Annotated in this window: 13 protein-coding genes; 6 read left to right on the plus strand and 7 right to left on the minus strand. The window is 56.4% G+C overall.

The features are described from left to right. Window positions 1-239: 239 nt before the first annotated feature. Window positions 240-1,574, minus strand: a complete 1,335-nt coding sequence (locus RBB76_RS10745; RefSeq protein WP_429632295.1) for a hypothetical protein — start codon at window positions 1,572-1,574, stop codon at window positions 240-242. Between the two features lie 15 nt (window positions 1,575-1,589). Further along, window positions 1,590-3,179: a S8 family peptidase gene (locus RBB76_RS10750; RefSeq protein ID WP_429632297.1), complete on the minus strand. Its 1,590-nt coding sequence runs from the start codon at window positions 3,177-3,179 to the stop codon at window positions 1,590-1,592. 492 nt (window positions 3,180-3,671) lie between these two features. Between RBB76_RS10750 and RBB76_RS10755 the strand changes: the two genes are divergently transcribed. Continuing rightward, complete coding sequence (locus RBB76_RS10755; RefSeq protein ID WP_429632299.1) at window positions 3,672-6,506, plus strand: FAD-dependent oxidoreductase; 2,835 nt, start codon at window positions 3,672-3,674, stop codon at window positions 6,504-6,506. A gap of 540 nt (window positions 6,507-7,046) precedes the next feature. Further along, window positions 7,047-7,454 carry a hypothetical protein gene (locus tag RBB76_RS10760; protein WP_429632302.1) on the plus strand — a complete coding sequence of 136 codons (408 nt, stop codon included), beginning with the start codon at window positions 7,047-7,049 and terminating at the stop codon, window positions 7,452-7,454. 293 nt (window positions 7,455-7,747) lie between these two features. Here the strand turns inward: RBB76_RS10760 and RBB76_RS10765 are convergent, their stop codons facing one another. From RBB76_RS10765 to RBB76_RS10780, 4 genes are all read right to left on the minus strand, one after another. Beyond that, a complete protein-coding gene (locus RBB76_RS10765) occupies window positions 7,748-8,185 on the minus strand; it encodes a hypothetical protein (RefSeq protein WP_429632305.1) in 438 nt (145 codons plus the stop codon). A gap of 332 nt (window positions 8,186-8,517) precedes the next feature. Beyond that, window positions 8,518-11,238: an ADOP family duplicated permease gene (locus RBB76_RS10770; RefSeq protein ID WP_429632308.1), complete on the minus strand. Its 2,721-nt coding sequence runs from the start codon at window positions 11,236-11,238 to the stop codon at window positions 8,518-8,520. Next, complete coding sequence (locus RBB76_RS10775) at window positions 11,235-11,582, minus strand: PadR family transcriptional regulator (RefSeq protein WP_429632311.1); 348 nt, start codon at window positions 11,580-11,582, stop codon at window positions 11,235-11,237. The genes RBB76_RS10770 and RBB76_RS10775 overlap by 4 nt, the downstream gene beginning before the upstream one ends. Before the next feature lie 233 nt (window positions 11,583-11,815). Beyond that, window positions 11,816-12,445, minus strand: a complete 630-nt coding sequence (locus RBB76_RS10780; RefSeq protein ID WP_429632314.1) for a siderophore-interacting protein — start codon at window positions 12,443-12,445, stop codon at window positions 11,816-11,818. Between the two features lie 522 nt (window positions 12,446-12,967). On the opposite strand from RBB76_RS10780, the gene RBB76_RS10785 reads away from it, so the two are divergent. Next, window positions 12,968-16,081: a sensor histidine kinase gene (locus tag RBB76_RS10785; protein WP_429632316.1), complete on the plus strand. Its 3,114-nt coding sequence runs from the start codon at window positions 12,968-12,970 to the stop codon at window positions 16,079-16,081. A 340-nt stretch (window positions 16,082-16,421) separates the two neighbouring features. Here RBB76_RS10785 and RBB76_RS10790 read toward each other — a convergent pair whose 3' ends face one another. Next, window positions 16,422-16,565: a hypothetical protein gene (locus tag RBB76_RS10790; RefSeq protein WP_429632319.1), complete on the minus strand. Its 144-nt coding sequence runs from the start codon at window positions 16,563-16,565 to the stop codon at window positions 16,422-16,424. A 134-nt stretch (window positions 16,566-16,699) separates the two neighbouring features. On the opposite strand from RBB76_RS10790, the gene RBB76_RS10795 reads away from it, so the two are divergent. The 3 genes from RBB76_RS10795 (at window position 16,700) to RBB76_RS10805 (ending at window position 23,825) form a co-directional block, all read left to right on the plus strand. Next, on the plus strand, window positions 16,700-19,909 hold the full coding sequence (locus RBB76_RS10795) for an efflux RND transporter permease subunit (RefSeq protein WP_429632322.1): 3,210 nt from the start codon (window positions 16,700-16,702) through the stop codon (window positions 19,907-19,909). Between the two features lie 71 nt (window positions 19,910-19,980). Further along, window positions 19,981-21,591 carry an efflux RND transporter periplasmic adaptor subunit gene (locus tag RBB76_RS10800; protein WP_429632325.1) on the plus strand — a complete coding sequence of 537 codons (1,611 nt, stop codon included), beginning with the start codon at window positions 19,981-19,983 and terminating at the stop codon, window positions 21,589-21,591. Continuing rightward, window positions 21,588-23,825, plus strand: coding sequence for a TolC family protein (locus RBB76_RS10805; RefSeq protein ID WP_429632329.1), 2,238 nt, complete (start codon window positions 21,588-21,590; stop codon window positions 23,823-23,825). The genes RBB76_RS10800 and RBB76_RS10805 overlap by 4 nt, the downstream gene beginning before the upstream one ends. Window positions 23,826-24,011 lie beyond the last annotated feature (186 nt).

The following is a 24,011-nucleotide window of genomic DNA, read 5'->3' on the forward strand; positions in this document are numbered from 1 at the left end:
TAGGTTGGGATCGTCCTATCTACGCGATCCGGCGTGATGGAGAGATACTTTGCGGGCATCTTGATAATGACGGTCAACACGTCGCACTTATCCCCCACGCACGGAGCTCTGGACGTAGAATCGCATTTTTACATCATCAGGTTAAGATGGTCGAAAGATTTGTAGGGCTTGCATCCCATACCTCAAGCGGCCCCAGCAGCAGTTCGTCTACTGAATGGAAGGCCTACTTGCGCCGGAGGTCAGAGACTAGATAACCAAGCCCATGCGATCTCCGGTTTGGCTACATCCCCGTGACTTAAGATCGTCGGTTTGGGTGAAGGCCCGTCGCCGTTGATATTGCGAATCGTCTTTCCGCCCGGAAGCGGCGAAGGATCGTAGGCCAAGCCGACATTGAGCAGAACACTATCAAAGGCTTCGGGAGTATGCTGTGCCCCGTTTCGGCCCATGCCTCCAAACTTGTCTTCAGGTCCGCCTATGGCCAAGGCAGATGCAACCTGGCCCAAAATGCGTGAGGCAAGCGGATAAGCAATTCCCACAGCAGTGTCATGGACGCTGTGGGTGATCAGGGTAATGCCTTCGATCTTAGGCGTCGAAGGAACCGAACGGAAGGCGCCGTCATTGCCGAGGTCGTCCCAATTCTTTGCTAGGCCATTGTGAGAGTACGCCGCTTCAAGCAAGAGCATCGTCGCAATACTGCGCGGCTTGACGAGCGCATTGGCGGCAGCTGTCACCAATCGTCCACCAAAGGAATGTCCGATCAGATGAATGCGGAGGGTCGGTGCGACGCTCTGTACCCCGATTATGGTCTGTTGTACGCCCGTGCGACCGACGATGCCCGAACGATCTTTCATGGTGTAATACGTGAAATAGTTCGCTAGACGGCTTGCCGCTGAGGTTATCCCACTCAAGACCCCACCGAGGCCGAGGGCGTGGCCTCCTGATTCGGACGGTAACGGAAAAGCCGGAAAGTCGGGTACCGATAACCGGCCCAGCACCGTATGGCCGGGTACAGTGCCGCTCTTGAGTGCCGTCATGGCTTCGTCCAGGCCCTCATCGATGTCGTTTCGCGGAGCGGGTAGTGCGCTTACGAGGGCGAAGACAAAATCGTCCTGTGCACTTTGGCTGACCTCAAGCTTCGGGATCTGGTCGCGAGCATGTTCGATCTTCGCAGCAGCAGCCGGATCCGCGGCAAGGATGACTTTCAGTTGATCGAGTTGAGCGTTGAGCTGTGCCTGAATAGAGGGGCTCAGCGAGGCAGCGCCCCCCGGAATCAGGTCGGCGTCCGCAAAACGCTTTGAGGGCCAGAAGATCGCCGCAATTGCAAACTTACGATCCGAAGCAACATTCTGGCTCTTTTGAACCGAAGCGACCGCCGCAAAGAAATCAGAATAGAGCTGTCGCGCTTCGCTAATGTCGTTATTCCAGCCGTGAGAGATGAATATGAGATCGGTGGTCGAGTTCCCTGCTGGGGAGGTCAACCAGGTTGTCAGCTCGGTTTGAGGAGCGGGGTCGACCAGGTTCCCGGTGGTGTCGTACATGAGGTCGAAAGCGGGATAAATGCCGTAATTTGTCATAGAGAAAACTCCATTTCAGACTGACTGGATGAGCTTCATGAGGTCAATTAGTCCAGCACCCTGAAAGTGTGGATCACGCCCAAGGTCAATTGCGGACTCGACCAATAGATCGCGAACCTTCTCCGGCAGCCCGATGTACTCGCGTTTGACAGATAGAAAGGCAGCGAGAACCCCAGAGACGTGAGGAGCAGCCATGCTCGTGCCGGTATCTTCCAGGTAATCGAAGTGTGCGCCGTTCAGACCCGGCAGCGGTGTGACCGCGGCCCGTTGCGCGCTGGCTGCGGAAATGATCTTCTCTCCGGGCGCAACGACCTCCGGCTTGCGACGGCCGTCGCTTGTGGGCCCTTTGGAGGAGAAGTAAGAGACACCAAAGATATGGGGAGACTCTCGGTGCGTGGATCCTACCGTAATTGCGAGATCGGCATTTCCCGGATCGTTGATACTCAGCATCTGGCCAGCCTCAGTCGTGGATGTTTGCGAGAGAAACGTGACAATATGCCCGGAGTTCCCTGCGGCGACCACGACCGCGACTCCCGACTTAACCAAGCGATTGATTTCTACACAAAGCGGCGTCTGACCGCAGGCGTACCAGGTCGAATGTGCGGGAAACCCCGCCGAGATGTTGATTCCATGTACGACGATATGTCGCCCAAAATCGTTGAGCTGCTGCACATACTCGATGGCTTGAATGAGGGCGGTCTCGTCGCCATCGCCGTTGTCGTCGAGAACACGCAGTACCAGCAGCTTGGCGTGAGGAGCCATGCCTTTGATCCCGGGTACCGGTTGGAGGTGATAAGAATCTTCTCCGCTGTCTGCAGCAGATTGAATGGCAGCCTGCGGAACTGTGGAGGGGTTCGATTCCCCTGCGATGATTGCCGCGACGTGCGTCCCGTGGCCAAAGGCATCCTGGTCCCATGGCAATGTCGCCGCTGTAAAGGAGCAGGAGCGCCCGTTGAGGGGCGCGTTGAGTTCAAGAGTATGGTGAAGGCTAAAGTGCGGATGCGTGGCATCGACTCCTGAATCGAGTACTGCCCAGACCACGTCGTCACCGAAGGCCCCAAAGGAGTTATGTGCAGCATTCGCCTTGACGGTGCGGATCGACTCGATGGTGAGCGGCCGAATCTTTTGCGACTCCCAGATCCGGAATATCGATCGCAAAGTCCGTACGGAAGGCGGATGCGTGATCGTAGGCGGCTGTTGTCCCTGCGTCGTCGAGTTACGGGCTTCCGCATTTGATCGCGCCTGATCTCCGTCCCGATTGACCAGTTGAAAGATCTGCACAGCAGTGAGGGTCGCAAAAACGTAGGGATGGGTTGAGTCGGGCCGATTGCGCGCAATCGCCTCTTGCCCCGTCCCTCCTGCTGTCAGAATGTCTTTGAGCATCGACATGATCGTATCGTGCGCGCTGGTACGACCTCCGGGATAATTCAAATTGACTTCAATAATGACTTCGTAAAGGTTGGCAGGCGGTAAGGGCACCGCTTCAACTTGTTGGGAGAGATCTTGGTCGATCTTGCTCTTGAGCGGTTCTGAGATAAGACGCGTCTGCAGCGTCTCCTTGATCTCGCCTCTTTGGCTTATCGTGGGTTGGGGCTCATCTGGCATAGCCTAATTCCCTTTTTGCTGCGAGTTGTGCGTTGATGATCGAGTTTAAATCGTCGCCCGATTTCGTGGCAGGGGTCCTCCACCTATTTGGGCTTAACCAACAGGTCTTTCTGACCGATATACCAGGAATTGAGCTGCCTTCGAGTTGTAAGACTACCGGCCGATGATCGCGGAAGCCTTTGTTTATAGTCCAAATAACTGGAGAATTTCAACTCTAGCTTTGGATTATGATCGGCGTTGCCGAACAGAAAAGGGAAATCCGCACTGTTCGTGAGCCTCAGAGCAAGTAATGAGTGGCCCCGGCGGACCAGACGGTACGGTACGCAATCGCTTGCGCGTGCAGTCAATCTTGGTGAAACCCGCATGAAGTCAAGTCTTCAAATTCACGAGCAAATGCGAGAATTCTATTGACTGTCACATAGATCTGTAAGAAAACGGAATGAGTTCGAAAGTGGGCCTGGATCAAACAAGCTATTGAGATGAGGATCTTGTATGCCAGCCGTACTCACGGATCAACAGTGGAAAAATTTAATCAAAACATACGCTGAGGTCAAAAGTTATCCTGGCGTCTACGTCCTAGGGTGTTTCGCGAAATGCGTGACGCTATATTCGCAGCAGGTGCGCGCCTTCAACCTTGTCTACGGCCTATATCGCACTAAAGCGCTGAAACCGGGCTCTAAAGTCGCAGTGATCGGCGCGGGGGCAGCAGGACTAGCAGCAGCAGCAGCACTCGCTCAGTTAGATCTGAAGTGTGAGGTCACGCTATTGGAATCAACCAAGGGCGTACTTCGCCTGCAGTACAACTGCCATCATCGTTGGATTCACCCCCATATCTACGACTGGCCCGACATGCAAGACCAAGGCGACCAATCTCTGTTGCCGATCTTCAACTGGAAGGCGGGCTATGCTGCCGATGTAACGAGACAGATCGAGAAGATCTGGCTACAAAACTCAAAAAATATAACAACTAGATTTTCTGTCAGAGACATTGACCTCTCCAAGAACGAGAGCGGACAAGGTTACACCTTATCTTGGATCGATCATCCTCGTGAGCCGGCGAGCAAAGAGATCGATCATCTAATTATTGCCACAGGTTTTGGGCTTGAACCGAAAAACGCTTCCAGCGAAAGCTATTGGTCCGGAGACACAGTTGATGATGATTTCCACGAAGAAAGCGCATCCGAGCGCTGGCTGATTTCTGGATTCGGCGATGGGGCTTTATCGGACCTCATGAGAAGTTGCATCGACAGCTTCAGCCATGCCGATATCATTTCCCTGTTTGAAACCTATGGTGGACGTGCCGGCTTAGAAAATGACGTCCGAGATCTCCACTCTGATCCAAGCCTGTCCGAGGAAGAGATCTCACGTAGGTTTCACCAGCTTTCGACTGGGGATCTGCAGGACAAATTGAGAGGCAGGTTGCGCGAATGGGGACCGGAGATATTCCTGACGGGGAGAACCTCCGAGGTGTACGGTCCGGGTTCTTCTATCCTCAATCGCCTGATCGTGCTTCTCCTTAGCCGGCTGGGTGCTTTCGCCTATCTTCCCGGGCCTAGCAGTCTTGCAGAAAAAATAGACGATAAATACCATGTCCGGTTGGGCTACCCTGCAGCTGTTAAAGTCTTCGATCGTTTCATCGTGCGCCACGGAACTAATGCCGCAACCAAAAAATTCGCAAAAAAAATTATGTCCGAGGACGCGTGTGATGATCTTGTATCGGCATGGAAAATCATCACCCCAAAGTCTGATCTGAGCAGAATCAAACTGTGGCCTCCGGGATTCTTCGGCGCAGAAGGCTTACCTGAAGACCCGATGCCAGTACTTAAGGGAAGGGCCTCTAGTGGACCTCTTGCGGCGAGGGAACAGGCATTTGAGGAATCGGTTAAACGCTTTGGAGCAAAGGTTTCGCATCTCGCTTTCTACAAGGAGCTTCAGGAGGGCGGAATCAGCACCGTCACATACGTAGTTCAAGGGCTCGTAAGTACCGATAAGCCGATTAAGGGTGTCCATTTTTTCTACGAATCCGTCGCCGGAAAGATCGATACTCCAGCTCTGGATTCAGCGGAGCAGGAGCGATATGGTTTGACGTGGGAGCCGGATCAAAGAAACACAAACATTCCAAGCACAATGGACGAACTACGTAGAAAAGTTCGCAAGATCGCGGGCAAGGTTCTGTTTAAGAAGCCTCTGGAACCATCCGATCCACCAATGACATTTACGCTTACGCTCACCATTCTCAATGGAGACGCCCTGACTCACTGGGAGTTCGATCAGCTCTATGACCAGAGCGAGCGTATTCATGTTGACACGAAGCACCTACGACACCCGATGGAATATTTTGCCCGGGTGGTCTGGTGTCCAGTCGAAACCTTGAAGATGCAGGTTCGGTTACCAAATGCGCGCTTAGGCAAGCCCGCAGTGAGCGTCTTTACATTGCCGACAGGAACAGAAATCGAGCCGAATGAAGTCGTTCGCGATTCGATTCTGCGACTCTATCCGCCGGCAGGCTCACATGGGGAAATCAGCGGCGGTGAATGGGAGAGGCAAAAGGAGGTTCCAGCGCGAGATGGCGGCTTGCACCCCACTAATCCTTCGTTCCAAACTTGGGAGTTAACGGTAGACAGGCCGGCGGTGGGCTCTTGTTACTCCCTCGATTGGTCACTGCCTGAATGGAAAGCGGATGCTGAAACCAAGCAGATAGCCCAGGATGCGGCAGACCTTCGCTCGAGACTGTTGAACTACGGTAAGTCGAGATGGCTCGGGACAGCGTTTGCCAAGAAAAGGGAGATCCGAGCACACTTCCTGCGTTTGCACCGCGAGATCGCTGATCTCCAAGGCCGAGGTTCGTTCAAGGAGCCGTTCGATGTTGCGTTGATGACCTACGACGACACCGAGCGTAGACTTCGATATATTGATGGCACCTGTAATGGGAAAGAGCCAAAACCAGAACTTGGCGACTTCTGGTTGCCATTTGGTCTTGGATTATCAGGTGTATGCCTGAAAAGGGGTGACCGTCCTTACCTCTATTTCGCCGACGAGGTGAACGATCTAACTCCGAAGACGGATTACTACTTGAAGATTCCTGGAACAAGCGCGCATCGCGGCATGGTTGCATTTCCTCTGGTGCACCCTAATTGGTATGGGCCAGCTCCATCGGAAATAGTTGAGAACGGACGGATGTGCATAGGCGTGGTCGACATCAGTTTTCTCGATGAACCGAAATGGTTGCAGAGCTTCAGGGTTTCGAACGATACGGAGCTGGTGGAACTTCGCTCGATCTGTCAGAATTTCTGCGACAAGCTTTGCGTAGCGTTGCGAAGTGCTTAAGATGTTGAATGCTCGAGTGTTAGGGGCCTTGAAAATCAACGTGTTTTCAACATCAAAACGGGTTAGAGTTTCTCTGGAACGGGTGGCGCAACTTTTGCGTATCCTAGTAGTCAGTAATGTAGTAAGAAATGGTACCGCTCAATTGAGAGGCACACGGTTCTTAGTACTAAAATGAGGGAACGATGATCACTCCGCAAGGTTGGACCCGCCACACTGGTGGAACATATTCGGTACAATTGCCTCCCCGACCCCGCCCAACGGCCAGTGAGCCGCCTCCTTCCACGCCTAACCCTCCAGCGAGTACTAAATCGAAGTAGATTACGTTCTGGGTGAAGTGATGGCCTGATCCAAACACGGACTGTCGGAAACTCTTTGTGTCAGGTCTCAATCGAAACCGCGCTCGCTCATCCTATGATCCAAAGAACCTTTTTTAGAGCCGCAATTTTATAGACACTCCTTAAAATCCTTACCGATCAGTGAGTGATGCGCCCCGAGTTTGATCATTGATGACTGATTGGGTTACGGGTGCAGGACACCCTGGTGCAATCGGTCGTGCTTCCGACGGTTCAAGCACAGATCGAACTCTCCCGAAACAATCCCCAGCGGAGCGTTGAGCTTCTACAGGCCGCGGCGCCGTATGAATTGACCGATATTTCCTTCAGAGGTTGTCTTTATCCCCCGTATGTTCGGGGCGAAGCTTATCTGGCCTTGAAGCAGGGTGCCGCCGCCGCCGCTGAATTTCAGAAAATCTTGGACCACCGCGGGCTGGTACGAGCGTGCGAGACCGCCGTGCTGGCGCATCTCGGAATTGCTCGAGCCTATGCGTTGCAGGGCGACACCGTCAAAGCCCGTGCTGCGTACCAGGACTTCCTTACCCTCTGGAAAGACGCAGATCTCGACATTCCCGTCTACAGAGCAGCCAAAGCTGAATATGCAAAATTGCAGTAGCAATCGCGGAGCTTGTAGCTTTGATCGCGAAGTGGCGTTCTTTTTTAGAGTTATCGAGCGTAATCTCCGAGTTCGGACAAATCACCTTCAGGCGAGCTGGATGCTGTGAAGCAAGCTCAGTACCGTTTTCAATGTAGCTGGTTTCCGCAAAGTCGGTTTTGCGGTAAATTCAAGGTCGAAGTTTCTCATAACCCCGTTTTCAAGGAATCTGGCTATTACTTCTCGTAGGCCGACTTCCATAACTACAGTCCAATCTACGAATGCGGACCTACTGAGCTGGCGAGGCAGCTGGCTTAGGCTCTGTTGTAAAGCCACGCGCCAAGCAGTGCTGCCAGATTCACCTCAACAAAGCCCAAAACGGACACGGAGACCAGCAACCAGTTGGGAAAAAGATCCATTGGCATCATCGCCATCATAGGAATGAACCAGAAGACCGCCCAGATGCCTAATCCCGACTTCAAGGCACTTATTACTCCTTCGTCGTGATGCAATCGCAGTCGCGCGAAAAACCATACCATCAGTAGCCCCACGAAGAAGTTCGCAGGGATGAACGCACCCCAGCCCGTGGGAGTCTTACCCAATGCGCGAAATGCCGCAGTCCAGGCATTATTGAACAGCACACGGTGAGCGACATATTCAAAAATATTGATGAAGAGGCCTGCCGCCAGGCCCGCCGCTATGACATGCAGCCAATTGACGCGACGAACGAACGGATGAGCTTGCGCCGTCATGGATCTAACCTAGGCCATGTCTTGACTAGACACAAGGTGATTATGCGCCAGCCATGGCGCGTCGATTCGCAGGCGCAATTGCCGCCCCCTTCAAAGAAGAACGCGTTCGACTCTCGCAGTTACTACCGACGAGCCGACATATCGGTACTAATCCGATCTCAATGAGTGCATTGGCGATTTGCGCTCATTGATGACGTGCGGAATCGTGCGAGTGAATGGTGTTTTTTGGAACACACCCTCTGGAATCCGAAGTGGGATGCATTCATCAGCATCCCGAAGGGTTATTGGGGTGGCCCAACCTGCGAAGACAAGTCCGGAGCAGTGTTACGAAGTCATTCGGAGTGGAGCGCAGTGATTGGATCGAGGCGCATGGCCCGCAGTGCCGGGACATAACTTGCGGCGAGCGCGACAGTGGTAAGGACAAGGGTGACGCCAGCGAAGGTGGGCAGATCGGTAGGCGACACGCCGTAGAGCAGTCCAGTCATGAGATGAGAGACGATGAGCGCACCGGCCACACCCAGTCCGTCGCCAGCAGCAGCTAGAGCGAGTCCCCGGCGCAGGACCATCTTGAGGATATTGCCTCTTTGCGCTCCCAGCGCGAGACGTACTGCGATCTCACGTCTTTGTTCATTCACAACATAGGAGATAGTCCCGTAGATTCCAAGCCCGGCCAACAGCAAGGCAGTCGCTGCAAAAAACGCAACCATCTCCATCGAGAATCGCCTAACGGAAAGCGAGGTGGAGAGAACGGTATCCAGCGCCTGCGCACGGAAGACCGGAAGTTCCGGATCGACAGCTTGCACCTGGCTTCGCTCCTGTTCGAGGATGGTGCTCGGATCGAGTTGTCCACGAAGAAAGATGGCCAGGCTTTTGGCGGGGTGCTGGTATAGGCTGCGGTAGATCTGCGGAGTTGCCGCGTCCGCCAACGATTCCGTGCGGGCATCCGCAATCACGCCGACGATCGTGGTCCAGGCTGGCCCGGCAGAGTTCAACAGCTCGCGGCTATCCAGGTGCAAGCGGACACGTTTGCCAAGCGGGTCTTGGTTTGGCCAGTAGGTGCGAGCCGCGGCCTGATTGACGACCGCAACCTGGGGCGTGTCCTCAAGGTCCTGGTCGCTGAAAAGGCGTCCGCGCAACAGCGGCATGCCTAGCAGATGGAAGTATTCGGGCGAAACGATCGGACTATGGATCACAGGAGCCTGATTGTCCATCGTCTCGATGCCTTCGCGGATCAATGGCAGCGTGCCTGGATTGCTGTGGCCCAGGGGAAGAGCGTCCACATCGCCGATGGCCGCTTCTTCTACGCCTGGCAGGACTCGGCTGCGGCGAAGAACCTCGCGCAGCAAGACCGATTCCTGCGTCGCGGTTCGGTAAATATCCTGACTGGGATCGTTAGGCCCAGGAAGCCAGGTTTGAATAGCCACAACGCGGTCAGGATTGAAACCCGGCTGCACCTTGAACAAGTCCCAAAAGCTGCGCAGCAGAAGACCCGCAGCGACCATGAGCACCAGGGAGAGCGCCAACTCACTGATGACCAGAATCTGGCGCGCGCGCGAACGTCCCTGGGAACCTACGGACCCGCGGCCTTCCTGCCTGAGCGTACCGATCAGATCGACACCGCTCATAAGCCAGGCGGGAGCAAGCCCGAAGATGGTTCCGGCCGCGACCGAGACTGCGAGAGCGAACGCCAGCACGCCCCAGTTGATTGATATGTCGCTCATGTGCGGAAGGCTCTCCGGAACCAACTGCAGCAGGAACTTCCTCGCAAAGAAGAGAATCGCACAACCGGCGATCCCGCCAAGCAGGAAGAGCAGCAGACTCTCAGTCAGAAGCTGACGGACGAGCCGCGTTCTTTGCGCTCCCAGAGCGTGGCGAACCGCGATCTCGCGGCCTCGCACACTGGCCCTGGCGAGCAGGAGATTAGCGACGTTGACGCAACTGATCAGGAGGACCAATCCTACGGCGCCGAACAGCAGAAGAAGAGATTGTCGAACGCTGCCGACAACGCTTTCGCTCAGCGGAGTCAGGCGCACGGTCCACGCTGCCTGTGACGGATACTCCTCCGGATATTGCTTTTTCAGCGATTCAACCAGCGCATCGAGGTGCTCCTGCGCGGCCGCAATCGAGAGACCGGGCTTAAGCCGCGCGACCGCTCGACTCTGCAGACGTATACCGCGCCGTGGGGTCGGGAACGGCAGACCGGCCATGCCGGCTCCCAGCCATACCTCCGTATTCCGCTCCTCGCTGGTTGATCCCAGATCGCGAAAACCGCGCGGCATGACGCCTACGACGTGATAAACGTCGTTGTCCAGGCGCAGCGCTTTGCCGACGATGTGCGGGTCGGCTCCGAACTCCCTCCTCCAGAGCCCGTCGCTGATCACGGCCTCCAGGTTGAAGCCGGGAGTCGCATCATGCGGATCGAATGTACGACCCAACTGCGGGTCTACACCGAGGACCGTGAAGTAATTCGGCGTAGCGTGTTTGTAGCTGAGACGCTCGGGCTGTGCACTGCCGGTCAGGTTCACGTCTGCGCCGGTGCCGGAGACCGACACGGACTGGAATATCCCGGCACTCTCGAGGTCTCTCCACTCAGGGACGGAGATGCCGACATTCTGCGCGCCTACGCCGGGAAGGTCGTCCACAACGCGCACCAGCTCGCCAGGGTTTGGGTACGGCAAAGGGTGCAGCAGCGTGGCGTCGATCACGCTATAGATCGCAGTGGTGGCTCCAATGCCTAGCGCGATTGTGGCGATGGCGATGAAAGAGAATCCAGGAGATCTCAGAAGCATGCGCAGTGCATAGCGCAGGTCGAAGAGCAGATTCTCGATGAAGGGAATGCTTTGCTCGGCATGGTGGCGCTCCCGGATGGCTTGAGCTGGCCCGAACTTCAGTGCGGCTTGCCTCCGCGCCTCGGGAGGCGTCATTCCGGCGCGCATGTTCTCTTCTGTCTGGAAGACGAGATGTTCGGCGATCTCTTCCCGCAGGCGTTGGTCGGTACCGCGTCCTGTGGCGAGATTGGATAAGCGTACGAAAAAGCGTCGCAGGAATTTCACGTTAGATCCTCCGCCTTGACGTTGAAGAAGCGAGCGATGATGGCCGAAGTCTGCTCCCAATCGCGGGCCTCCGCCTGGAGTTGCTTCCGGCCTGCCGCGGTAAGCCGATAGAAACGCGCACGGCGGTTGTTTTCCGATACGCCCCACTCGGAGACGATTGAGCCTTCATGTTCGAGTTTGAGCAGCAAGGGATACAGCGTGCCCTGGTTGACAGCCAGAAGGTCTTCGCTGATCTGCTCGATGCGCCGAGCGATTCCCCAACCGTGTTGTGCCCCCAGGACATCCAGCGTCTTGAGCACCATCAGCGTGAGGGTACCCTGTAATACATCCGGCTTTTCCTTCATCGAAATTCACCTTTAGGTTTACAACAGGAGCAATAATGACATAGCTCCTTTTGGAAAGCAACAGGAGATTTCGACTTTCTTTTCGACGAAAAATCAGAGTAGTTGTCCAGGAAGCCGCTGGCACACTTTCATTGAAGACGGCGTAGTGTCGAAAGATCTGCAAACAGTTCCGACCTCAATTGTTGACTTCAGGCCAATGCGCTCGTCGGGGGCCTGTCCGCAAACAACCGTGATCAGTCCATCCCGGCCTTCCCTGGAGACCAATAAGCACGCACCTTACTCCTCCCCACCTCGACCCCCAATCTCCTCAGCCCCTTCTGTACTCTCTGTATCGACTGTGCCTGTCCCGTAAAAATCCACTGCAAAAATCGCGCCCCGGACTTGTTAGTCTTGTCGGAATCGTCAGATCCTTCAAAATCCTCACCCGCACTCTGGGCCAGCTTCCTCACCACTCCTTCCAGATGCTCCCCCTCCCCTATTCTCGGATACAGAGTCATATCTTCAAGCCCCACCCTGTCCGCAACACTCTTCGCCTCATCCACTGAAGTAACCTCCAACACATACCGGTGCCTCGTATCCGCCCGCCTGCATGATTGCAGCGCATACGCTGCCGCTATCGAAGTTTCATCTCCAAAGAAGATCGCACGCCCTTCAAAGTTCGTAAAGTCGAGCGAGTTCTTTGGCCGCATCACCTTGCAGCCATCCCCCGCCTTTAGGCTAGCCGCCCACGTCGACCCGGGTCCTCCACCGTGCAAATAAAATAAAAACTCAGCTACCCCGCCATCCATCTCCATCGGCGTGTACGCCCGCTTTTTCAGGTCGCCCAAATAGAACTGCACTGCCTGTCCCGGAACCCAATTCACCCCCTTGAAGACCTCTCCCTCCAAAAGCGTTCGCCGATAGTCTCCACACGAGTAACCGTAGCCGGATGAAACAGCAGCTTCTCTACAGCACTCGAAACGAGATTGGACAACATGGGCATGAACAGCTCCTCAGCGCCTCAAACTGGGTCGCTAAGTACGTTAACGGATCACAATCAAAAATATTGTGCCGCACCCACGCGGCGCGACTTGTCGATACTGATTGCTTTTAAATGAGCAGATTGCAGATTTATCACTCGTCGACAAGACGACCGATCGCCGCCAGTAGAGATGGGTGGCGAGGAAGAGCGCGCGGAGCTGCCGGACCAATCGGGTTCATTGTGGCTCTTACCGTCACTCCGTATCATCCCGGCGGGGCGTCTTCGTTTAATTTGCGTGCCGCAAAACTACGATTGTGGTATCAATTCTTTGAATTGCCTCGCCTTGTTGCTCGTCAGCAGAGTTCACTCGACGGAAGCCGCTCGCTTTGTACTATCTTTGAATAACCGCGATCAAGGAACTCTCATGAGAGTCAACGAAAGGCCGAACCAGAAGAGATCGGTCGTCCTTTCGCACTTAGTCAAGCTGTGGTTTTGTTTCGTCGGGTGCACTCTTAGTCTCGCCGCTGAACCGATTCAGCAGATCTCTCAATACGCACACACGGCTTGGCGCATTCAGGATGGATCGTTTCGTGGGGCTCCACATGCGATTACGCAGACGATCGACGGATATCTCTGGATTGGAACCGACACAGGATTGATTCGCTTCGATGGAGCGCACTTCACCATCCAAACTGCACCTGATGGCGCGCCCCTCTACAGTCCCAGCGTCTACTCTCTGTTAGGAGCCCAGGACGGGTCTCTCTGGATTGGGAATGGAATCAGCATTGCGCACATGCAGAGAGGAGTCGTCACTAACTACAACGAACCTCTTGGAAGAGTGAAGACCATCCTTCAGGATCAGTCGGGAGAGATCTGGCTCACTCGCTCGGGAGTACGCGTCAGCGTTGTGGATCGGCCACTATGCAGCGTCACAGAGAACCAGGTCAGCTGTTATAAGGAGCTTGGAATGGTTTCTCTTCCTCCCGGCGCGCCGCTGGCCACCACTAGTCAAGGCCAACTCTGGTTCGGGACCTCGAGTGGGCTTTGCCAATTGTCGCGAAGTATTTGTATACACCTCCCGAACAGTTTATCCGTGAAGAATGACTTCGAATTTGGCCGGGCGTTCGCAGTTGAACGCGATGGGTCAGTATGGGCGGCGATCTATCGATCAGGAGCTAGCCAGGGTCTTTGGCAGTATCTTCAGGGCAAATGGCGGAAGGTCAGCCTGCCCGGCCGGGATGGGGCCACGATAGATCCCACAACATTTCTGATCGATCAAAAGAACGGACTCTGGGTAGGAACCGTCAGCCATGGAATTTACCATATTTGCGGAGATAGCATTGACCATTATGGCGCCTCGGATGGCCTTTCGAGCGACTCCGTCGAGAGTCTCTTTCAGGACAGGGAGCACAATATTTGGGTGGCGACTTCAAGCGGCATCGACCGCTTTCGCGAGCTGCCGGTAACAACCTTCTCAGTGCACCAGGGTCTGAGTGCCGACCACGTCAAGTCTGTCCTTGCTTCGCGCGACAATACGGTATGGATCGGAGATGAAGGTGCCCTGAACTATCTCCGCAACGGACGCTTCGGCGCCATCGGAATGAAGGAGGGTCTTCCAGGGCACAATGTAACGTCACTGCTTGAGGACCATGCGGGCCGTCTCTGGGTTGGCGTCGATGACAAGCTTGCAGTCTACGACCGCGGCCGATTCACGACGGTGAATAAGAGGGACGGCCATCCGTTGGGTGTGGTCTTGGCGATGGCTGAGGACCGCGATCAAAGCCTGTGGGTCGAGGTTGCGGAAGAGCACGATCCTCTGATTCACATCCGTGATCTCAAGGTTTGCGAGACCGTTCCTTCACAGAGGGCCTTCGGGCTGTTGGCCGACCCCAGTGGCGGAGTTTTGTTAGCGCTTGCAAGTGGGCTGTCGAGGTACCGCAACGGACATCTGGAGATGATAAGTATTGCGGACGACATCATCCCACGAGCTTCTGGCATCCCGGACTTCGTGAAAAATTTAGAAGTTCGAAGTGTTATTAGCGATCCCGAAGGCACCGTGTGGGGCGCAACAAAATACGGCCTTCTTGGCATGAGAAATGGAAAGGTAGAGTTAATGACCTCGCGGAATGGCCTTCCTTGCGACTCTCTGGCTACACTCGTAAGAGATAAGCAGGGAGCTCTATGGCTGTATGCCAAATGTGCCCTTATATCCATCCCGCACGAAGAGCTGGAGAAGTGGTGGCAACAGCCCAAGGTCAAAGTCAAACTACGAACCTTCGACATCTCAGATGGAGCGCTTCCAGGCTTGACGTCATTTCGTCCGGGTAGCTCCATGTCCAGAGATGGTCGTCTTTGGTTCGCAAATGAATCAATCCTGCAAATGATCGATCCTGCTCACATCGGGATAAATAGTGTCGTTCCACCCGTCCTGATTGAAGGAGTCGTCGCAGATCAAAAGACGTACGTGCCCGTCAACAATCTTCGCCTCAAGCCTCTGACACGCGATGTGGAGATCGATTACACAGCGTTGAGCTTAGCAGCGCCTCAGAGGATGCAATTCAAGTACAAGCTGGAAGGACACGACAGAGACTGGCAAGAGCCAATCGACAGAAGAGCTGCCTTCTACACGGATCTTGCTCCCGGACAATATCGCTTCCGCGTTCTTGCAAGCAACAACGACGGAATCTGGAACGAAGAAGGAGCCACCCTCAATTTCTCTATCGCACCAACGTTCTACCAAACAGTGTGGTTTGGAACAGCATGCGCGATTGGAACCTTGCTGACTCTTTGGCTGCTGTACATATTGCGCGTCCGCCAATTGAGTGTTCGCATCCAGGAACGTATCTCGGAGCGGATGACGGAAAGAGAGCGGATTGCAAGAGATCTCCACGACACTTTCCTGCAAGGCATCTATGCGCTTGTCATGCGCTTTCAGACTGCGGCAGACCAACTGCGAAGCGATGAACCGGCCCGTCAGATGCTCGAAGAAGCACTCGTGCAGTCTGATCAAGTGCTGAGCGAGGGACGTGAGATCGTGCTAGGGCTTCGGGCAGGCGCAACAGATAAGACAAATCTCTCCAATTCGCTTTCCATCGCAGGAGAAGAGCTTCGAAAGTTTCATCCTGCCGACTTTCGCGTCGTGGAAAAAGGGGAACAAAGAGAGCTGAATCCTCTTGTTAGAAACGAGCTATACAGAATCGGAAAGGAGGCATTAAGTAACGCTTTCCGCCACGCCAATGCTGCGGAGATCGAGGTAGAGATAACCTACGAATCAACTCAATTGAGAGTTCGGTTTCGTGATGACGGTCAGGGTATCGATCCGACAATACTCGTCGATGGGCGCCGAGGTGGACATTGGGGTCTTCCCGGAATGCATGAACGTGCCACACGAATCGCAGCGCATTTGAATATATGGAGTAAGCCGGGCGCCGGCACCGAAGTAGACTTGCTTATTCCGGCGGCCATTGCATATCGCGACAAGATCAGGACGACATGGTTTCCCTGGTTCCGTGGCTCTTCGAAACATACAGATATATAGTTCCCCATTTCACGACCAAATCCCACAATTAGTTTCGCGATTTCACCTCGGCTCTTCAGCATACCGAGGCAAGGCTTCGGGGCAAGGAACACCAGGAGATTGTCCCGGGCGCGGTTGTGGTTCGGCTTAGGTGTAAGCGCTAGATCGAGCTGCTGAGTCGTTCGCAAAAATGGTCTGCAACTTCTCCGCTCGACAACACGGCCCAAGCGATCTGAGCGAGCTTGTTGCCCGTGGCGATCATGACGCGTTTTGGGCGCTCTGGCGTCGCGTACGTCCAGCCAGGCTCCAAACGGTGCTCGATGCCGCTTGATCCGCAACACGGCAGCTCGTGCACCGTGGATCAGAACCTTGCGGGGAAGACGTTGCCGCGCTTACTGAACTCCAGCAATCCTGCTTTGCCTCCGTTGTTTATGCTGTCTTCCGTGATGGCGATGGTGGGCGGGAAGCGGCGGGGGAAGGTCTTCGGAGGTGAAGCTGGGTTCAAATGTGCCTTGCGTTGATTTATTGCATCCAACCGTCTAACGCGTTGAACGGGAAAGTTGTATAGGGACGTAGAACAGGGAATTTGAAGAGGCAGCCGGCCGCCCCTCTTTGATTTTAGGCTGGAGACATCTCTGCATGTGGATCGTAAAGCTGGCGCTGCGGCGCCCTTACACGTTCGTCGTTCTGTCGCTGCTCATCTTTCTGCTGGGGATCGGCTCGGCCATTGAAGCGCCGAAGGATATCTTTCCTTACATCAACATTCCTGTGGTCACGATTGTGTGGACCTACACAGGGCTGCCGCCGAATGAGATGGAGGGGCGGATCGTCACGGTGTGCGAGCGTGCGCTGACGACGACGGTGAACGATATTGAGCACACGGAGTCCGAGTCGTACCAGGGCGTCTCGGTGATCAAGGTGTTCTTTCAGCCGAATGTGAAGGTGGAGCTGGCGATCTCGCAGGTGACGTCGATTGTGCAGACGGTGCTGCGGGTGTTGCCGCCGGGATCGTTTCCGCCCGCGATTGTGAAGTACGACGCTTCGAGCGTGCCGATTCTGCAGCTGGCGTTGTCGGGCGAGGGGTTGAGCGAGGAGGACTTGTACGATCTGGGGCTGAGCTTCATACGGCCTCGTCTGGCGACGGTGCGGGGCGCATCGGTGCCGCTGCCGTATGGGGGCAAGGTGCGGCAGATCATGGTGGATGCCGATCCGAATGCGATGTACGCGCGGCACCTGTCGGCGTCGGATATCTCAACTGCGTTGAACCAGCAGAACCTGATTCTGCCCGCGGGCACGGCGAGGATTGGCGACCGCGAGTTTGTGGTGAAGACGAACAGCAGCCCGACCGAGGTTTCGGCGCTGAACGATCTGCCGATTCGCGCAGCGAATGGGTCCATTGTCTTCATGAAGGACGTTGCGCAGGTGCGCAACGGATATGCGGTGCAGACGAATATTGTGCGGCAGGATGGGAAGCGGTCGGCGCTGCTGGCAGTGCTGAAGAACGGCGAGACCTCGACATTGAATATTGTGCAGGGGGTGCGGGATTCGCTGCCGAAGGTGAAGGCGGGGCTGCCGCCCGCGCTGAAGATTACGCCACTGTTTGATCAGTCGATCTTTGTGCGTGAGTCGATTGGCGAGGTGACGCGGGAGGCTGCGATTGCTGCGGCGCTGACTGGGTTGATGATCTTGCTGTTTCTGGGTAGCTGGCGGTCAACGCTGATTGTGTGCGCATCGATTCCGTTGTCGATTGCGACTTCGCTGGTGGTACTGACGGCGCTGGGCGAGACGATCAACGTGATGACGCTAGGTGGGCTGGCGCTGGCAGTCGGCATTCTGGTGGATGATGCGACGGTAGAGATTGAGAATACACATCGCAATATGGGGCTCGGCCATAAGTCGCTGGTGCATTCGATTCTGGACAGCGCGCAGCAGGTGGCGGCTCCGGCGTTTGTGTCGACGTTGTCGATCTGCATTGTGTTTATCCCGGTGGTGCTGCTGACGGGTGCGGCGAAGTACCTGTTTACACCGCTGGCGATGGCGGTGGTATTTGCGATGATGGCGTCGTACTTTCTGTCGCGGACGCTGGTGCCGACGATGATGCATTACCTACTGGAGTCGGAGCTGAAGCTCTATCAGGATCCCGAATACGCGAAGGCGGAGGAGAGGCGTAACTGGGTGTGGAGGATTCACTCGAAGTTCGATCGGCAGTTTGAGAAGGGGCGCGAACACTATAAGCACGTGCTGGAGTGGTGCCTGCAACATCGCGCGATTACTCTGGGGATCTTCGGCGTGTTTGTGCTGTGCTCGCTTCCGCTGCTGTGGGTGATTGGGCAGGACTTCTTTCCGTATGTGGACTCGGGGCAGATGCGGTTGCATGTGAATCCTCCGGTGGGCTTGCGTGCAGAGGATTCGGAGCAGTACTTCGCCGCGGTGGAGCAGGAGATCCGGAAGGATATTCCGGCGGGGCGGATTCAGACGATCATCGACAACATTGGGCTGCCAGCGGGTGGCATCAATCTGGCGTTTGGCAACAACGCGACGATCTCGAATACGGACGGAGAGATTCTGATTGCACTGACGCCGGGCGGACGGAATACGCAGGAGTATATGCGTACACTGCGGTCTAACCTAGCGCAGAAGTTTCCGGATGGAACGTTTTTCTTTACGCCGGCGAATATGACGAATGAGATTCTGGACTTCGGCCTTCCGGCACCGATTGACCTGCAGGTGACGGGCCGAGCGCCGGGAAACTACAGCCTTGCGCAGGATCTGGAGAGGAAGATCGCTGCGATTCCGGGTGCGGTGGATGTGCATATTCACCAGCAGGTGAACTATCCGACGGTGCAGGTGAATGTGGATCGCAACAAGGCGCGGCAGGTGGGGCTGACGCAGCAGGATGTGGCGCAGAGCATGCTGATCTCGCTGAGTGGAACGGCGCAGACGGCGCCAAATGAGTGGTTGAATGTCGCGAACGGCGTGAACTATCAGGTGGTGGTGCAGACGCCGATCAACCAGATCAGCACGCTGCCGGAGCTGGGGGGGACGCCGGTGACTTCGCCGAGCGGAAATACGTCGCAACTGCTGAGCAATCTTGCGACGTTTCGTCGGCTGGAGACGCCAATCGTCATCGACCACTACAACATTCAACCGGTGTATGACGTGTATGCGGATGTGGACAGGCGTGACCTGGGCGGCGTGGCGAATGGAATTCAGAAGATCATCGATGGTGCCCAGAAGAACCTTCCGGTGGGCACGACACTGACGCTGCGCGGCGAGGTGCAGACGATGAAGGACTCGTTCCTGCGATTGGGGATAGGTATCGCGTTTGCGCTGATTCTGGTGTACATGCTGATGGCGGTGAACTTTCAGTCGTGGGTGGATCCGCTAATTATCCTGTTTGCGATTCCGGGAGCGTTCTGCGGGATTTTGTGGATGCTGTTCGCGACGCAGACGACTTTCTCGGTGCCGTCGCTGATGGGAACGATTATGACGATCGGCGTGGCTACGGCGAACTCGATCTTGATGGTGGTGTTTGCGAATGACGAGCGCGGAGAGGGCAAGGATCAACATGATGCGGCGTTGAACGCGGGGTATACGCGGCTGCGGCCGGTGATCATGACGGCGCTTGCGATGATCATCGGCATGCTGCCGATGGCGCTGGCGCTGGGTGAGGGCGGAGAGCAGAACGCTCCGCTAGGACGTGCCGTGATTGGAGGACTGCTGGTGGCGACGTTCGGCACGCTGTTCATAGTGCCGGTGATGTACTCGCTGCTGCGGAAGAAGGCTCCTGTGGACTACGACAAGGAGATTGATATGGAGTATGAGGGTAAAGCGGGAAGCGGCGCTTAGAGGGCTATGTGTTGAGTGCTGAGCCTTGAGCATAGGCGAAGGGGATTGGAAAGCTATGAGTGACCGCTGCCATGAGTGACGAGAGACACGAACAAAAAAACGAGCAGGAGCCGGCGACGCTGGGGCAGTGGCACGGCGACGCGCAGGACAGCACGGCGAAGCTGCCGCTGCACCGTGATGAACGCAGCGAAGAGGAGAAACGCGAGGAAGAGGAGGCGCACAAGCGGAAGATGCACCGCATCATCCTGTGGGTGGTTGTCGGTGTGATTGTGCTGTTTCTGCTAGTGTTTCTGCTGGGCTTCCTGCCGCGGCATAAACGCGATAAGGAGACCAAGGAGAAGGCCGATGCGCAGCGCAATGCAAAACCGGTTGTGCAGGTGATGCAGGTACAGAGTGCGCCGGCGGCGGACAACCTGAGCGTGCCGGGGACGACGACTCCGCTGACGCAGGCGAATATCTATGGGCGGGCGAATGGATATCTAAAGGTGCGGTATGTCGATATCGGCGATCATGTGCGCAAGGGTCAGCTGCTGGCGGTGATCGATGCGCCGGATCTGGATCAGCAGGTGGACCAGGGAAAGGCGGCGTTGCAGCAGGCGAGGTCGCAGCTGGCACAGCAGCAGTCGCAGCTGGCGCTGGCGCAGGTGACGTGGAACCGGTGGAAGGTGCTGGTGGCGAAGGGGGTGTTTTCGCGGCAGGATGGAGACCAGAGAGAGACGGACTACAACGCGCAGGTGGCGAATGTGGCGGCGGCGCAGAGGAACGTGCAATCGTTTGAGGCGAACCTTGGGCGGCTGATTGCGCTGCAGCGATTCGAGCGCGTAGTGGCGCCGTTTGATGGGGTGATTACGGCGAGGAATGTGGATGTGGGTGCGTTGATCTCGGCGACGGGTTCGGGTGGAGGGGATACATCGCAGTCACCGACGAATGTAGGGAGCCCGACGCAGAGCGGTAGTACGAATACGAATGGAACAAGCGGCAACGGCGTGACGACGGCGACACCTTCGACGGGTGGAGCGCAGGGTGGTGCGCTGTTCAGCATTGTGGATGTGAGCAGGCTGCGGATCCTGGTGAGCGTGCCGGAGAGCTATGCTACGTCGATTCGCGTGGGGCAGAAGACGGCGTTGTACGTTCAGTCATTGCCGAAGCAGAACTTTGGGGGCTTGGTGACGCGCACGGCGGGATCGATCGATCTGAACAGCCGGACGCTGTTGACGGAGGTCCAGGTGGATAACCGCGACGGGAAGCTGTTTTCGGGGATGTATGTGGTGGCGAGTTTTCTGGATATTCATGGGGATCCGGGGGTAACGATTCCAGGAGACGCGGTGGTGATCCGTGGGGATAAGGAGCAGGTGGCGTTGGTGCGAGATGGCGTGATTCATCTGCAGCCGGTGGAGATTGGGCGTGACTATGGGCCTTCTGTGCAGGTGCTGCGTGGGTTGAATCCGGGCGACGTGATTGTGACGACGGTGACGGACCAGGTGAAGGAGGGTGCGCAGGTGGAGACGCGGCTGGCGAAGACGTCAGGGACAAATGACAATCCGCATGCGGGGCAGCAGAGAGATCAAACGCCAGGTGGGCCGGGGCAGTATGGCGATCAGAAGCAGGTGGAGCAGGGCAGCAAGGCCGGGCAGCAACAGCAGCAGAAGGGCGGCGGCCAGAAGAGTGACGGGAAGCAATGAGGATGGAGATCCATGATGGCGTGAGAAGGCGCGAAGAGAACGGAGTGGTGCGGCGTGTCGTGGCGGTTGGGGCGCTTGCGATGGTGCTGAGCGGAGGGTGTGCGCTGGCGCAGGCACCGGGGGCGGCGAACGCACAAACGGGACAGCCGGGGTCGTTGCAGTCGCCCACGCCTGAGCAACAGCAGGGATTGCCGAGTGTGGGGCCGCTGACGGCGGAGCAGGCGCGAGCGGCTGCGGAGAAGGTGGATAGCTCGTTGCCGGATCTGCCTGTGCCGCCGCCGATCAATGGCGCGCAGGTGCCTATGCCGGCCGCGGGTTCAGCGTCTTTGGAAGGTGCGGCGAATGATAAGACGGAGCCCGCGCGGGATCAGGTGACGGGGCTGCGGCCGAACTTTCTTGGGTTTCTGGGGCCGTATCGACGAGCGTATGTTCCACCATTGTTTCCCGGCAACGGTGAGCGGCTGAATGGATTGATTCGGGATGGCAAGCTTTATATATCGCTGCACGATGCGCTCGCGTTGGTGATTGAAGATAATCTTGAGGTGCAAGTCGAACGGTATAACCTGCAGCTGGCCGAGACGGATGTGGTGCGCGCTGCGGGCGGTGGGAGTACACGCGGGGTGGATTACAACATTGCAGAGTCGCCTGCGGGTGTGGGTGGACCGGGTAGTCCTCTATTGAATAGTTCGCAGACGAGCACGAATCCGATTACGCCTACGATTGACGATCTGACTTCGTTGAATTCGACGGCGGTGACCGAGAACAGTCTTTCGGAGACAGGGACGCAGCTTTATTCGGCCGGGCCGAACATTCCTTACTTCGATCCTTCGCTGGTGGGGGAGGCAGGGTACCTGCAGCGATCGGATATTGTGACGATCGGCGGCGATACGGGCACTGGGACGGGCACGGGATCGTCGGCGAGTGGGAACGCGGCGACACCGGGAACGCTGCGCTATGTGAGTACGAACATTGCGTATCTGGAGGGGTTCTCGACGGGGACGCAGCTTGAGGCGACGGTGAATAATGACTCGCAGGTGATCTATGGATCGGCATCGCAGTACAACCCGTTCAGCACGCCGACCACTTCGGTGACGGTGACGCAGCCTCTGCTGCGCGGATTTGGCAGGGGTGTGAATCTACGTTATCTGCGGATTGCGAATCTGAATCGCAAGGTGTCGCACCTGCTGTTTGAGCAGCAGTTGATCGATACGATCTATGGGACGTCGCGGCTTTACTACGATCTAGTGTCGCTGGGAGAGAACGTTGCTGTGAAGGAGGAGGCCCTGCGTGCAGCGCGTAAGTTGTATGACGACGATCGGGATCAGGTGGAGGTTGGCGCGCTGGCGCCGATCGAATTGACGCGCGCGCAGGCGCTGGTGAGTAGCTCGGAGTTCGACCTGGTGCAGGCGCAGGGACTGTATCGACAGCAGGAGGTGATCTTGCGTAACGAGTTGATTCGGCCGGGTGTGGCTGCGTTCCATACGCCGTTCACGAGTATTATTCCAACTGATCGGATCACGGTTCCGGAGACGCTGGAGCCGTTGAATGTTGAAGCACTGGAGGCGGAGGCGCTGGCGAATCGACCGGATCTGGCGCAGGCGCATCTGCAGGTGAAGACGGGGGAGATCAGCGTACAGGGGTCGCGGAATAATGCTCTGGCGCAGCTGAATGTCTATGGCAATGTGCAGACACGCGGCAGCACGGAGCAGAACTATGAACCGTTGGGTTCGTCAGCGGCGGCGGGGAATGGGGCTATTACGATACCGCAGAACCTAGCGCTGGGCGGGCTGCGGACGGCGACGATTTACCAGGCGGGTGTGCAGGTGACGTTGCCGCTGCGAAACAGAATTGCGCAGGCCGATGCGGCGAGAGATACGATTCAGCTGCGGCAGAGTGCGGCGCGGGCCGAGCGATTTGAGGACCAGGTGCGCGAGGAGACGGAGAACGCGGTGATCGCGTTGCAGACGGCACAGGCGGCGTATGACGCGGCGGTGGCGAGTCGTGGGTATCAGCAGCAACTTCTGGATGCGGAGCGGGATAAGCTGGCGATGGGGCAATCGACGAACCTGCTTGTGATTCAGAATGAGGCGTACCTAGCGCAGGCGAAGTCGACAGAGATCGTGGCTCGGAGCAACTGGGAGAAGGCGCGGATTGCGCTGGATCGAGCGCTGGGCAATCTGCTGGAGAAAAATCGCATTACGCTGGATGATGCGATCAATGGGCACACGAACTAGTTCTTCGCTGATCGACTTGCGTGGGGTGCCGGACACGTCTTGCTGCCAGTTCCTTCCAGCAGTATGGACGCTCACAGCCTAACCCACGGTCGGCGTATCGGCGCCGGTCACGCCATACTGACTGTTAGCGACAATTGACGGTCCCACGGGTCAGAAGAAGTCGGTCTATTCCGGGTTTTCGGATGA

The sequence above is a fragment of the Tunturiibacter psychrotolerans genome (assembly GCF_051013365.1).
GTDB lineage: Bacteria > Acidobacteriota > Terriglobia > Terriglobales > Acidobacteriaceae > Edaphobacter > Edaphobacter psychrotolerans_A.

What these genes read in the sequence shown, in the direction of transcription:
- RBB76_RS10745 (WP_429632295.1), bottom strand. Translation starts at nt 1,574, where the DNA reads ATGACAAATTACGGCATTTATCCCGCTTTCGACCTCATGTACGACACC.
- RBB76_RS10750 (WP_429632297.1), bottom strand. Translation starts at nt 3,179, where the DNA reads ATGCCAGATGAGCCCCAACCCACGATAAGCCAAAGAGGCGAGATCAAG.
- RBB76_RS10755 (WP_429632299.1), top strand. Translation starts at nt 3,672, where the DNA reads ATGCCAGCCGTACTCACGGATCAACAGTGGAAAAATTTAATCAAAACA.
- RBB76_RS10765 (WP_429632305.1), bottom strand. Translation starts at nt 8,185, where the DNA reads ATGACGGCGCAAGCTCATCCGTTCGTTCGTCGCGTCAATTGGCTGCAT.
- RBB76_RS10775 (WP_429632311.1), bottom strand. Translation starts at nt 11,582, where the DNA reads ATGAAGGAAAAGCCGGATGTATTACAGGGTACCCTCACGCTGATGGTG.
- RBB76_RS10785 (WP_429632316.1), top strand. Translation starts at nt 12,968, where the DNA reads ATGAGAGTCAACGAAAGGCCGAACCAGAAGAGATCGGTCGTCCTTTCG.
- RBB76_RS10795 (WP_429632322.1), top strand. Translation starts at nt 16,700, where the DNA reads ATGTGGATCGTAAAGCTGGCGCTGCGGCGCCCTTACACGTTCGTCGTT.
- RBB76_RS10800 (WP_429632325.1), top strand. Translation starts at nt 19,981, where the DNA reads ATGAGTGACGAGAGACACGAACAAAAAAACGAGCAGGAGCCGGCGACG.
- RBB76_RS10805 (WP_429632329.1), top strand. Translation starts at nt 21,588, where the DNA reads ATGAGGATGGAGATCCATGATGGCGTGAGAAGGCGCGAAGAGAACGGA.